The sequence below is a fragment of the Actinoplanes regularis genome, from assembly GCF_900188005.1.
GTDB lineage: Bacteria > Actinomycetota > Actinomycetes > Mycobacteriales > Micromonosporaceae > Actinoplanes > Actinoplanes regularis.
On record NZ_FZNR01000011.1, the window covers coordinates 80,348 to 92,833 of the forward strand.

Here is a 12,486-nt window from a genome sequence, read left to right on the forward strand (position 1 = left end):
CCTTGCCACGGGGCTCGATAGGTCGTACTGCGGAAATGGGGGGTTTGAAGTCATTTGCCTGGCGAGGGAAGTCTTCCGCAAGCTTTTCGTGCGATGTTGGCCACCATGACGTCGCTCGCGGCGCGGGCGACAACGGATCGGGGGCTAACGTCGCTGCATGAGCGACAGCGTCAGTCGGCCCAGGGTCGGGCACATTCAGTTTCTCAACTGCCTCCCGATCTACTGGGGGCTGATGCGTTCGGGTGCATTGCTCGACGTCGATCTGCACAAGGACACCCCCGACCGCCTCAGCGCCGCTCTCGTCGCCGGTGACCTGGACATCGGCCCGATCACGCTGGTCGAGTACCTGAAGCACGCCGACCAGCTGCTTCTGCTGCCCGACCTGGCGGTCGGCAGCGACGGCCCGGTGCTCTCGGTCAACCTGGTGTCGACCCGGCCTCCGGCCGAGCTCGACCGCAGGCCGGTGGCGTTGGGCTCCACTTCGCGGACCGGTGTCCTGTTGGCGCAGATGCTGCTCTCCGAGCGGTACGGCGTCGAGCCCACCTACTTCAGCTGCCCGCCCGACCTCTCGCTGATGCTGCGCGAGGCCGACGCCGCGGCGCTGATCGGCGACCCGGCGCTGCGCGCGCTCTACGAGGCGCCCGCCCTCGGCCTCCAGGTGATCGACCTGGCGGATGCCTGGCGCGAGTGGACCGGCCTGCCGATGGTCTTCGCCGTCTGGGCGGTCCGTAAGGACTACGCGGCCGCTCACCCGGGGCGGGTCAAGGACGTGCACGAGGCGTTCCAGCGCTCCAAGGAGCTGTGCCTGGGCGAACTGGACGCGGTGGCCGAGGCGGCGGCGCGCTGGGAGCCGTTCGACGCGGCGACGCTCGCGAACTACTTCCGGGCGCTCGACTTCTCGCTCGGCGAGCGTCAGCAGCAGGGGGTGCGGGAGTTCGCCCGGCGCGCGGCGAACCGTGGCGAGGTGCCGCACCTGCCGGGCGAAGGCTTGCTCTTCGCCGAGGTCTGACGCCACCACCGGGCTCAGCCCGCCTCTGGCGGCTGGGCCCAGCGGTGGTGACGCCAGCCCGAAGCGGCCCGGGCTCTGTCGTTCGGGCCGGCGTTCGGGTGGTGTGATCCGGATCGAAGTGATCCGGGTTTGTCGCCTCGGTCAGGCGCTGAGGATGCCGTCGAGTGCGGCCAGGTCGGCGGCGCTCAGGCTCCAGGTCGCGGCCGCGGCGTTGGCCTGGACCTGTTCGGGGGTGGTCGCGCCGGCGATCACGCTGGCCACCGCAGGGCGAGCCGCGAGGCCGGCGATCGCCACATCGAGCAGGCTGTGTCCCCGTTCGGTGCCGAACGCGGTCAGCGCCTCGATGGTGTCCCAGTCCGCGTGGTCCAGCCAGGGCCCGTACCGCTCCTGGGACAGCCGGGTGCCGGCGGTCGGCTTCTCGCCGCGGCGATACTTGCCGGAGAGCAGACCGGAGTCGAGCGGGAAGAACGGCAGCAGGCCCAGCCCGTAGTGCTCGCAGGCCGGGACGACCTCGATCTCCACGTCCCGGTGCAGCAGGCTGTACCGGTTCTGCGCGCTGATGAACGAGGTGAGGTTCGCGGCTCGGGCGGTCCAGTCGGCGTCCGCGATCTGCCAGCCGGAGAAGTTCGAGTTGCCCAGGTAGCGCACCTTGCCGGAGCGGACGAGGTCGTCCAGCGCGCTCAGGGTCTCCTCGATCGGGGTGGCCGGGTCAGGCTCATGGAGCTGGTAGAGGTCGATGTAGTCGGTTTCCAGCCGGCGTAGGGAGGCCTCGACCGCGCGGGTGATGTAGCGCCGGGAGCCGCGGGCGCCGAAGTCCCGCCCGTTCAGCCCTTCCATGTTCATGCCGAACTTGGTGGCCAGCACGACGTCGTCACGGCGCCCCTTGAGCGCCGCGCCGAGCAACTCCTCCGAGCTGCCGTGCGGGGTGCCATAAATGTCCGCGGTGTCGAACAGCGTGATGCCGGCGTCGAGCGCCGCGTCGACGACCTCGCGGGTGCCGTCCGCGTCGAGCTTCCGGCCGAAGTTGTTGCACCCGATGCCGACCACGGAGACGACGAGGCCGGATTCGCCGAGTCGTCGGTACCTCATCTCAGTCATGAGCCAAACGTAGTCCCGCGTGCGCGCCGGGTTCCCGGGGACTCGCATATCGCCTGTCGTCTATTGATACGGGCTGTTACTCCTCGCATGCCTTTGGGTACTCTTCGAGAGGCGAAATCGCCTCAAGCCGGGTATCGTCCAAGCCGCCGCGTCCATCGTGGACTCGCCCACGATCGGTCCACGATGGGCGCGGCCCTGGCGTGAGCCCACCCCGTTCCGGCGTCAGGTTCACCCCGGCCTCCCGATTCACCTCAGCCCGGACACACCCTGGCCCGGGCTCGTTCTGGCCCAGGGATCGTTTCGGCGCCCGGGGTTGGTGTCGGTCCGAGGCGCACTCAGCTCCGGACTGGTCTCGGTCCGAGGCGCACTCAGCTCCGGACTCGTCTCGGTCCGGGGCACACCCAGCTCGGGGCTCACCCAGCTCGGGGCTCGTCCCGGCTCCTGCTTTGGGTTTACTCCTCTGGTGGGGCTGCCAAGTCGCGGTAGATCGGGCGCAACAGGTCGATTAGCGGGATGTGGCGGACCTTGACCGGTGGTGGGTCCAGGGCGCGTAGCAGCAGCTCAGGGGGCGTGCCGCCGCGAGCAGGGCGCTCACGGAGGCGGCCGAGGCTGATCGCGGGGGAGTAGTAGTCGACCAGGCGGTCGGCCAGGGGCTCCTCGTTCACCGCGAGCGGGTCGATGACCTCCCCAGGGTCGGCGGTGCCGCGAAGAGCGTCCAGCAAGGGTTCGCGGGCTCGGCCGCGCCAGGCCAGGACCAGGAACGGATCGTCGTCGAACGCTTCGGCCAGCACGTACAGCGCGGCGGAGCCGTGCTTGCAGGGGACGCCCCAGTCGGGGCAGGAGCAGTCGATGTTCAGCTCTTCCGGGAAGAGGGGCAGGCCGAGATCGCTGAACAGGTCGACAATCTCGCGCGGCATCTCGCCGGCCAGCAGCGCGGCCCGGTAAAGCGCCTGCGAACCGAGCGCCTCGGTGATCTCCGTCCACTGCGCGTCATCGAAGGCGGCGATACGGATCGTCACCCGGTAGGGCGTCGGCCGCGAGCCCTGCACCCGGGCCACCATCTGCCCCGGGCTCAACGTGAAGTCGATGACCTGGCCCTTGCGGGCGTAGGTCCGCCCGCGGGCGAGCCGCCCCGGATCGCAGATCCCCTCCAGCACGTCGACGAAGCGCCGCGACCACCACTGCTCACCGATTTTGCCCCGTTTTGATCGAACGGCGAGCCCGCCGTCGACCCCGATGGGACGCGCGGCCTCGTAAAAGCGGCCCGACTTGTCGACTGGCATCTCAACCCACCGCCGCCGGGTCGAGCGCGAACAGCTCGCGCAGCTGGTCGGTGCTGAGGTCGGTGATCCAGTCCTCGCCGGTGCCGACGACCGCGGAGGCCAGGGCCTTCTTCCGCTCGATCATCGCGTCGATCTTCTCCTCGAGCGTGCCGGTGCAGATGAACTTGCGAACCTGTACGTCGCGTGACTGCCCGATGCGGAATGCCCGGTCGGTGGCCTGGTCCTCGACCGCCGGGTTCCACCACCGATCGAAGTGGACGACGTGGTTGGCCGCGGTCAGGTTGAGACCGGTGCCGGCCGCTTTCAGCGAGAGCAGGAAGAGCATCGGCTCGTCCGCGTTCTGGAAGCGTTCGACCAGCTCGTCGCGGCGGGACTTGCTGAGCCCGCCGTGCAGCCAGAGCACCGGACGGTCCAGGTGAGCCGCCAGATGGGGCTGCAACAGCGAGCCCCACTCCGCGTACTGCGTGAAGATCAGGGCCTTGTCGCCATCCTCGATGATCTCCTCGGCCAGCCCCTCCAGCCGGGCCAGCTTGCCGGAGCGGTCGGGCAGCCGGGAGCCGTCCTTGAGCAGGTGCGCCGGGTGGTTGCAGACCTGCTTGAGCTTCATCATCGCGGCCAGCACGTTGCCCCGCCGCTGGATCCCCTCGGTGCTTTCGATCTCGGCCATCATGTCCTCGACCACGGCCTGATAGAGGGTCGCCTGCTCGGGAGTGAGCGTGCACCAGACCTTCATCTCGTTCTTTTCCGGAAGGTCGGAGATGATGGTCTTGTCGGTCTTGAGGCGGCGCAGCACGAACGGCCCGGTCGCTCGTTTCAGGGCGGCGGTCGCGTCCTCGTCCTGCCGGACCTCGATCGGCTCCTGAAATCGGCGGCGGAATCGTTTCGCCGACCCGAGCAGGCCCGGGTTGCAGTAATCCATGATTGACCAGAGTTCGGCCAGGTGATTCTCCACCGGGGTACCGGTCAGGGCCAGCCTGGTGCGCGCCGGGATGGCCCGGACGGCCTGGGACTGGCGCGTCCCGCTGTTCTTGATCGCCTGCGCCTCGTCGCACGCGACCCGGTTCCAGCCGATCCCGCGCAGCGACTCCAGGTCACGCAGCGCGGTCCCGTACGTCGTCAGGACCAGGTCGGCCTCGGCGACCGCGGCGAGGAACTCGTCACCACGTTGCCGGGTGGCGCCGTGATGCACGTAGACACGCAGGCTCGGGGCGAACCGGGCGGCCTCCTTCCGCCAGTTGGTGATCAGGGACATCGGGCAGATCAGCAGGGTCGGCAGGACCTCGCCCGGCTCGCGACCGACCCGCTCGGTGAGCAGCAGCGAGATGGTCTGCGCGGTCTTGCCCAGGCCCATGTCGTCGGCGAGGATCCCGCCCAGCCCGAGCCGGTTGAGGAAGTGCAGCCAGGAGAGGCCGCGCTCCTGGTACGGCCGGAGCGTGCCCTGGAACCCGGCCGGGGTGGGCATCGGGTCGAGCCGCTCCGACGCCTGCCCGGAGAGCAGGTCGCCGAGGGTCCCATCGGCGTCGACCTCGATCAGCGGCAGATCCTCCTCGCCGCCCTCGACCACCTGTTGCAGCACCTCGCCGGCGGTGAGCTCGCCCTCGCGGCGTTGACCGACCGCCTTGAGCGCGGCCTTGAGCTGGCGATCGTCCAGCTCGACCCACTGCCCGCGAACACGGACCAGCGGCACCTTGAGCCGGGCCAGCTCGGCCAACTCCTCGGCGCTGACCATGCCGTCGCCGATCACAAGGTCGATCCGGAAGTCGACGATCTCGGTCAGGCCGAACCCGGAGTCGGCCACCGCTCGCGAGCCACCGGACTTGGACCGGGACCGGGTGGTCAGCTTGAGGCCGACACCCTTGCGTCCGGCCCAGGCCGGTAGCTGCACCCCGAAGCCGGCCGCCTGAAGCAACGGCGCGGCCTGGCGCAGGAAGTCATAGGCCTCGGCGGTGTTCAGTGTCATTGCCGAGGGCTCCTGCTCGCGCAGGGCCTCGTGCAGCGCCGGGAACAGCCGAACCGCCCGGCCGAGCCCGGCCAGCAGCGCCTCGTCGGGCCGCCGTGGCAGTCCTGGGAATCTCTCGCCCGCCCAGACGGCCTCGGCGGGCAGGTAGAGCCCGGAGTCCTCGGCGGACTGCAGGGCGAACTCCAGGTCCCACTTGTCCTCACCCGGCTCGGGCTCGATCAGGCGGAAGCTGACCCGGATCGGTTCGTTCGCCGCTTGCGCCGCGTGCATCCAGTCGTCCAGCGTCTTGCGCAGGTCACGCAGCTCGCCGGCGGGCGCACGGGGCAGGGTCGGGTCGGATGCGGTGAGCGCGCCGACCCAGCGATCGGGGAGCGGCGCTTTCGGCCCGGCGCGGTGCCCGCCGAGGATCTTCTCCGGCAGGATCGACCGGGCGGCCGTGTCGAGCAGCGTCTCGAGCGCGTCCCGCAGGGTCCGCCCGGTCTCGTGTCCGTCGGTGCTCGTGGTGGCGGCCGATCGGCCGCCGGTCGGGGGCGCGCTGAGAGCCCGCACCACCGGGGGCATCCCGGCGGCGAAGTCACGGTAGGTGGCCAGATCGGTCCCGGTGAGGACGGAACGCCAGCGTGCGGCCGGCACCCCGTCCTCGATCACCAACTGCGGCAGCATGCGGCCGTGCTGGGCCAGGTCACAGGCCCAGCCGGCGAGCAGGCACAGGTATCGCAACGAGGCCCCGGCGACCCATGGTGCGGCCGGATCGGGCTCGGTGAGTGTGGCCAGCAGCGCCAGCGCGGACTCACCGGGAACGGCGAGGGTGGGGACCGTCCAGGTGGCGAGCCGGACGCCGCGCGGTGAGGCTGTCTCGATGCCGGTCTCGGGCGAGGGCACCGGTCCTCGCGGTGTCGCGGGTAGCTGGACCGAGAAGATCCCGGCGACCGCTTCCTCCGCGAGCCCGAGGGCGGCGGTCAGGGCCTCGGTGCCGGCCGCGAACGGATGAGGCCGGACCCGGGCCCTGGATGTCGAGGACCCCTGGACCGCCGAGTCCTCGGCCCAGAGCAGCAACCGGCCGGACCGCCCGGAACCGGGCACCCAGCCGCCGTGAACGACGAACACTTTCAACCCCCTGAGCAGTCCGTCGAGATTATCGGCCGGACGGAGCCTCGGCCCACTCCGCCAGCTCGTAAACGACCCCATTGGGGTCGGTGACGAGTAGCAGCCGCTCGCCCCAGGGCTCCTCGCGGATCGGCAGGGACGGCTCGACCCCCTCGGCTCGCAACCGATCCTGCTCCGCGTCGAGATCGTCCACCACGAAGGCGACGATCGTGCCGGCGACCCGCACATCACGTAGCTCCGGCGGCAGCACCTCCAGACCACGGGCGTGGAAGACCACGTCGACCCCGCCGTCCTCCCGGGCGAGCGACGCGAAACCGGCAGCCGACATCTGCTCGACGTAGCCGAAGTGATCCGCGAGAAACTTGCTGGAGGTCGGGACGTCGTCGACGGTGAGACAGACTACGGACGACTTGATGCGCATGGCGCCTCCCCAAGGCAAGTTAGTTGTACGCCGTACAGAATACGCCGTACAAGAAAGGAGTGCCACCGCGATGGCCGAAGCGCGCCGCACCCTCGACCTTCTCTGGTTTCCGGAGGCGGCCGAGCGCAAGCGAGGCCGCCGTCCGGGCCTGACCGTCGCCCGCGTCGTCGAGACCGGCATCGCCCTGGCCGACGCCGAGGGGCTGGACGCGGTGTCGATGCGCCGGGTCGCGAACGAGCTCGGCGTGGTGCCGATGACGCTGTATACCTACGTGCCGGACAAGGCGACCCTGCTGGAGCTGATGCTGGACCGGGTCTACCTGGCGATGCCCCGGGTGGCGCTCCCGGACCGGCCGTGGCGTGAGCGGCTGGCGGCGATCGCCGGGGAGAACCGCCGCCTGGTCGAGGAGCATCCGTGGGTGACCGGGTTGCCGGCCAGCCGGCCGCCCCTCGGGCCCGGTCTGATGGCGAAGTACGAGCACGAGCTGCGCGCCTTCGACGACTGCGGGCTGGACGACGTGGCACGGGACTCGGCGCTGACCTTCCTGATCGGCTTCGTGCAGTCCTCGGCGCGGGCCGCCGTGGAGGAACGCGCCGCGGCCGGGCGCGGTCACGAGACCGACTGGGAATGGTGGCAGGAGCGTGGCCCGGCCCTCGAGGTGATCTTCGACCAGCACGCCTATCCCACGGCGGCGCGGGTGGGCGCGGCGGCCGGGGAGGCTCTCGGCACCGCCTACGACCCCGATCACGCGTACGTCTTCGGTCTGGAACGGGTCCTGGACGGGCTCAGCATCTTGATCAACACGGAGAGTGGCCGTGACGCGGGCCGCTGACGGCGGCCGGAGGGTGGACGTACGCTTCCTGTCGTGACGGCGAATCGGGAGATCGACAGCATCCTGCAGCGTGGCGCCGACGGTGGGCGGATCACCCCCGACGAGGCGCTGCTGCTCTACACGGAGGCCCCGTTCCATGCGCTGGGCGAGGCGGCCGACACCGTCCGCCGCCGGCGCTACCCGGACGGCATCGTCACGTACCTGATCGACCGCAACATCAACTACACCAACGTCTGTGTGACGGCGTGCAAGTTCTGCGCGTTCTTCCGGGCCCCCAAGCACAAGGAGGGCTGGTCGCACCCGACCGAGGAGATCCTGCGCCGCTGCGGCGAGGCGGTCGAGCTCGGCGCCACCCAGGTGATGCTGCAGGGCGGCCACCACCCGGACTTCGGTGTGGAGTACTACGAGGAGCTCTTCTCGTCGGTCAAGGGCGCCTACCCGCAGCTCGCCATCCACTCGATCGGCCCGAGCGAGATCCTGCACATGGCCAAGGTCTCGGGTGTCTCCATCGAGGAGGCGATCATCCGGATCAAGGCGGCCGGGCTGGACTCGATCGCGGGTGCCGGTGCCGAGATGCTGCCCGAGCGGCCGCGCAAGGCGATCGCCCCGCTGAAGGAGAGCGGCGCGCGCTGGCTCGAGGTGATGGCGGTGGCGCACCGTAACGGCCTCTCCTCGACCGCGACCATGATGATGGGCACCGGCGAGACCGCCGCCGAGCGCGTCGAGCACATCCGGATGATCCGCGACGTGCAGGACCTGGCGGTGGCGAACGGTTACCGCGACGTCGCCGTCGAGGAGTCGCAGGAGATCGGCGGCTTCCGCGCCTTCATCCCGTGGACCTACCAGCCGGAGAACAACCATCTGAAGGGCCGCACCCAGGCCACCACGATGGAATATCTCCGGTTCATCGCGGTCTCCCGGCTGTTCTTCGACAATGTCGCGCACCTGCAGGCGTCGTGGCTGACCACCGGCAAGGACATCGGCCAGCTCTCGCTGCACATGGGCGTCGACGACCTGGGCTCGATCATGCTGGAGGAGAACGTCATCTCCTCGGCCGGCGCCCGGCACCGCTCCAACCTGCAGGAACTCATCTCGATGATCCGTACCGCGGACCGGATCCCGGCATGGCGCGACACCTGGTACCGGCGTCTCGCCGTGCACCACACGGCTGCCGACGACCCCACCGACGAGCGTGTCGTCTCGCACTTCTCGTCGATCGCGCTGCCCGGTGGTGGCGCGGGCCGCACCCAACTCCCTTTGGTTGAGGTCAACTAGGACCGAACGATCGACAGACGTGGGTGTGTCTGTCGATGCAGAGTGTCACGCATGTTGAACAGCAGCGTGTCACTGCTGACCGCCATCCTGACCGCGATCGTGGTGTTCTTCTTCACCGCGGCCTGGATGAAGATGAAGAGTGCCCGGGACGGCTACCGCACCGCGAAGGCCGCGGTCGCCCCGGCGCGCAAGACGATGTGGTCCAAGATCGGATCGTTGCTCAAGGTCGCCGTCCTGGTCGTCATCTTCGCGCTTCTCCTGGTCGCCTGGCAGGTGAGCGATCTGGCGGATGCCGCGGACGGGAAGCCCTCACCGAGCCCTTCGGTGAGTCACGATTGACCGTTCGGTCAGATGGGCATCGGCGGACCGGTGAGGGCTGTATTGCTCCTTCGTAACGAGCCCGCCTGTTGCCTGTACCGGCTCGTTCCCGCTGGTTACGTTGCCTGCGTAAGGCATCGGAAAAACCTCATGCGTCGCCAGGCGGTCAGCGTCGGTGACGAGCATTCGGACCCGACCGATGGCGGTCGTATATATAACGCACAAGGCACGGGCGGGATGGGACACCATCCCGCCCGTTCTGTTGTGCGGGGTGGCAGAGTGTGTTGCTGTGACGCGCGCAGATCTGAACAAGCAGCCGCACGAGGTCGCCGAGATGTTCGACGGCGTGGCCAAAAGGTACGACCTCACCAACACCGTCCTCTCCTTCGGCCAGGACCGCGGCTGGCGACGGGCGACCCGGGCGGCGCTCGGCCTGCGGCCCGGTGAGCGGGTGCTGGACGTGGGCGCGGGTACCGGGATCTCGACCGACGAACTCGGCCGCTCGGGCGCGTTCGCGGTCGGCGCCGACCTCTCGGTCGGGATGCTGCAGGCGGGCCGGCGGGTGCGTCCGGACGTGCCGCTGCTGGCCGGTGACGCGCTGCGGCTGCCGTTCCCGGACGCCACCTTCGACGCGGTGACGATCTCTTTCGCGCTGCGGAACGTGGTGGACACCGAGGCGGCGCTGCGTGAGTTCGGCCGGGTCACCCGTCCGGGCGGGCGGTTGGTGGTGTGCGAGTTCAGCGCGCCGACGAACCCGGCGTTCCGGACGGTCTATCTGCAGTACCTGATGCGCTCGCTGCCGGCGGTGGCGCGCGGCGTGTCGAGCAACCCGGAGGCTTACGTGTACCTGGCCGAGTCGATCCGGGCGTGGCCGGATCAGGCCGGGCTGGCGGCACGGATCGCCGAGTCGGGGCCGTGGGACCGGGTCGGCTGGCGGAACCTGACCAGCGGAGTGGTGGCTCTGCACAGGGCGATCCGGCGCTGACTCGCCGCACTAGCGCGTGCCGGTGACAAATTGGGCGTTTTCCGTACATAGGTCGGGCTGGCTGTTTAGCTCGAAGGCATGACGGAAATCGGGCAAATCGACGACACCGATATCGACATCGCGATCGACGAGGGTGAAGCCGGCGAGCGGCGTGCCGGTGAGCTGGCCAACCGCATCCGGATGGTCGCCGCCCAAGATCCTTTACTGGCACAAGACCTGGTAGAGGAGCTGATCGTCGCTCTGGACCGGGCGATGGACGGCACCATCAGAGATCATCTTGAAGGTCCGGCTCGTGGCATGGCGGAACGCGTTTTGGGCCAATCTGACCCCATTCGGTAGCCGCGCCAAAACAATTAGGCCGACCTGAACGCAAAGATCGTCGATAGTCGGCCTAGACTCCGATCGAGGCATGCTTGTGAACTAATTCACGAGCACTGCGGATCGGAGGCTGCACCGTGAACGACCACTCGCCATCCACTGTCGCTGACGAAGCGGACGTGATCGTGGTCGGGGCCGGCCCCGGTGGCAGTGCAGCGGCCTACCACCTCGCCCGGCACGGTGTCCGGGTGCTGCTCCTGGAGAAGACCGAGTTCCCGCGCGAGAAGGTGTGTGGCGACGGTCTGACCCCGCGTGCCGTCCGCCAGCTGGTCCGGATGGGCATCGACACCTCGGAGAAGGCCGGCTGGCTGCAGAACCGGGGTCTGCGGGTGATCGGCGGCGGAGTCCGCCTCGAGCTGGACTGGCCCGAGCTGGCCAGCTTCCCCAACTACGGCCTGGTCCGTACCCGCCTGGATTTCGACGACATGCTGGCCCGCCGGGCGGTGGAGGCCGGTGCCCTGCTGCGCACGAGTGTGAACGTGACCGGCCCGGTCCTGAACGAGGACGGGCACGTGATCGGCGTCGAGGCCAAGGCCGGCCCGGGCAAGGAGCCGGTCCAGTACCGCGCCCCGCTGGTGATCGCGGCGGATGGTGTCTCCGGCAAGTTCCCGCTGGCGCTGGGGCTGGCCAAGCGCGACGACCGGCCGCTCGGGGTGGCCGTCCGGCGTTACTACCGCTCCGCGGTCAAGGCGGACGACAACTACCTGGAGTCCTGGCTGGAGCTGCGCAGCGCGCAGGACCCGAGCCGGTTGCTTCCGGGCTATGGATGGATCTTCGGGCTGGGCGACGGCCGGGTGAACGTGGGCCTCGGCATCCTGAACTCGTCCAACGCCTTCGGCAAGACGAACTACCGGCACCTGCTGACCGACTGGCTCGGCTCCACCCCGGAGGACTGGGGGATGCGGGACGAGGCGAACGCGGAGGGCCCGACGCTCGGCGCGGCGCTCCCGATGGGCTTCAACCGGGTGCCGCATTACACCCGCGGGGTAATGCTGGTCGGTGATTCGGGTGGCATGGTCAACCCGATGAACGGCGAGGGCATCGCCTACGCGATGGAGTCGGGCGAGCTGGCCGCCGAGGTGGCGGTGCAGGCGTTGGCCCGCCCGGCGGGACCGGAGCGGGAGCGGGCGCTGCGGGCGTACCCGACCGAGTTGAGCCTGCGGTTCGGTGGTTACTACCGACTCGGTGGCGTGTTCGTGAAGCTGATCGGCAATCCGCAGGTCATGCGGCTGGCCACCAAGCACGGCATGCCGCACCCGACGTTGATGAAGTTCGTCCTCAAGCTCCTGGCCAACCTCACCGATCCCCGCGGTGGCGACGCCATGGACCGCATCATCAACGGCTTGACCAAGGTGGCGCCCGCCGTCTGACGGCAGATTCGGGCACCCCCGACCAAAGGACCACAAAAGAGAAAAACTAGTGTGAAGCGGCTAACAGTCGTACGGGAGTGAAGATGACGCTCAACCCATACGTCCCGATCGTCGGGTTGCTGATCCTCGGCTTGCTCTTCGCGTTGTTCTCGGTGTCTGTCGCACCGATCGTGGGGCCGAAGCGCTACAACCGGGCAAAAATGGACGCCTACGAGTGCGGTATCGAGCCGGCTCCACAGCCGGTCGGTGGCGGCCGGTTTCCGGTGAAGTTCTATCTGACCGCGATGCTCTTCATCATCTTCGACATCGAGACCATCTTCCTGTACCCGTGGGCCGTCTCGTTCGAGGCGCTGGGCCTGTTCGGATTCGTGGAAATGGTCCTGTTCATCGTCACCGTGTTCATCGCCTACACGTACGTGTGGCGGCGCGGCGGCCTCAACTGGGACTGAT

12 protein-coding genes are annotated in these 12,486 nt (G+C 69.0%); 8 read left to right on the forward strand and 4 right to left on the reverse strand.

The genetic code is table 11. From position 1 onward, the window contains the following. The first annotated feature begins 157 nt into the window (after positions 1-157). Complete coding sequence (locus tag CHC09_RS26605; RefSeq protein WP_089295940.1) at positions 158-1,009, forward strand: menaquinone biosynthetic enzyme MqnA/MqnD family protein; 852 nt, start codon at positions 158-160, stop codon at positions 1,007-1,009. Between the two features lie 141 nt (positions 1,010-1,150). Here the strand turns inward: CHC09_RS26605 and CHC09_RS26610 are convergent, their stop codons facing one another. The 4 genes from CHC09_RS26610 to CHC09_RS26625 all read right to left on the reverse strand — a co-directional run bounded on the left by CHC09_RS26610 (position 1,151) and on the right by CHC09_RS26625 (position 6,878). Beyond that, entirely contained in the window at positions 1,151-2,107 is a 957-nt protein-coding gene (locus CHC09_RS26610; protein WP_239138623.1) for an aldo/keto reductase, read from the reverse strand. A 452-nt stretch (positions 2,108-2,559) separates the two neighbouring features. Beyond that, complete coding sequence (locus CHC09_RS26615) at positions 2,560-3,390, reverse strand: SWIM zinc finger family protein (protein ID WP_089295941.1); 831 nt, start codon at positions 3,388-3,390, stop codon at positions 2,560-2,562. Position 3,391: 1 nt separating this feature from the next. Beyond that, positions 3,392-6,457 (reverse strand): DEAD/DEAH box helicase, encoded by a 3,066-nt coding sequence (locus CHC09_RS26620; RefSeq protein ID WP_089295942.1) that lies wholly within the window; start codon positions 6,455-6,457, stop codon positions 3,392-3,394. Positions 6,458-6,485: 28 nt separating this feature from the next. Beyond that, positions 6,486-6,878, reverse strand: a complete 393-nt coding sequence (locus CHC09_RS26625; protein ID WP_089295943.1) for a VOC family protein — start codon at positions 6,876-6,878, stop codon at positions 6,486-6,488. A gap of 70 nt (positions 6,879-6,948) precedes the next feature. Here CHC09_RS26625 and CHC09_RS26630 point away from each other — a divergent pair, with 70 nt between their 5' ends. From CHC09_RS26630 to CHC09_RS26660, 7 genes are all read left to right on the forward strand, one after another. Next, on the forward strand, positions 6,949-7,710 hold the full coding sequence (locus tag CHC09_RS26630) for a TetR/AcrR family transcriptional regulator (RefSeq protein ID WP_089295944.1): 762 nt from the start codon (positions 6,949-6,951) through the stop codon (positions 7,708-7,710). A 33-nt stretch (positions 7,711-7,743) separates the two neighbouring features. Next, the gene (mqnC, locus tag CHC09_RS26635) at positions 7,744-8,985 is read left to right on the forward strand and encodes a cyclic dehypoxanthinyl futalosine synthase (protein WP_089295945.1); all 1,242 of its coding nucleotides are present in this window, start codon (positions 7,744-7,746) and stop codon (positions 8,983-8,985) included. Between the two features lie 51 nt (positions 8,986-9,036). Next, positions 9,037-9,324 carry a hypothetical protein gene (locus tag CHC09_RS26640; RefSeq protein WP_089295946.1) on the forward strand — a complete coding sequence of 96 codons (288 nt, stop codon included), beginning with the start codon at positions 9,037-9,039 and terminating at the stop codon, positions 9,322-9,324. 268 nt (positions 9,325-9,592) lie between these two features. After that, positions 9,593-10,288: a demethylmenaquinone methyltransferase gene (locus tag CHC09_RS26645; protein ID WP_089295947.1), complete on the forward strand. Its 696-nt coding sequence runs from the start codon at positions 9,593-9,595 to the stop codon at positions 10,286-10,288. A 78-nt stretch (positions 10,289-10,366) separates the two neighbouring features. Next, complete coding sequence (locus tag CHC09_RS26650; protein ID WP_089295948.1) at positions 10,367-10,627, forward strand: hypothetical protein; 261 nt, start codon at positions 10,367-10,369, stop codon at positions 10,625-10,627. 116 nt (positions 10,628-10,743) lie between these two features. Beyond that, on the forward strand, positions 10,744-12,036 hold the full coding sequence (locus CHC09_RS26655; protein ID WP_089295949.1) for a geranylgeranyl reductase family protein: 1,293 nt from the start codon (positions 10,744-10,746) through the stop codon (positions 12,034-12,036). A gap of 83 nt (positions 12,037-12,119) precedes the next feature. Continuing rightward, positions 12,120-12,485: an NADH-quinone oxidoreductase subunit A gene (locus CHC09_RS26660; RefSeq protein WP_089296095.1), complete on the forward strand. Its 366-nt coding sequence runs from the start codon at positions 12,120-12,122 to the stop codon at positions 12,483-12,485. The last annotated feature ends 1 nt before the right edge of the window (position 12,486 follow it).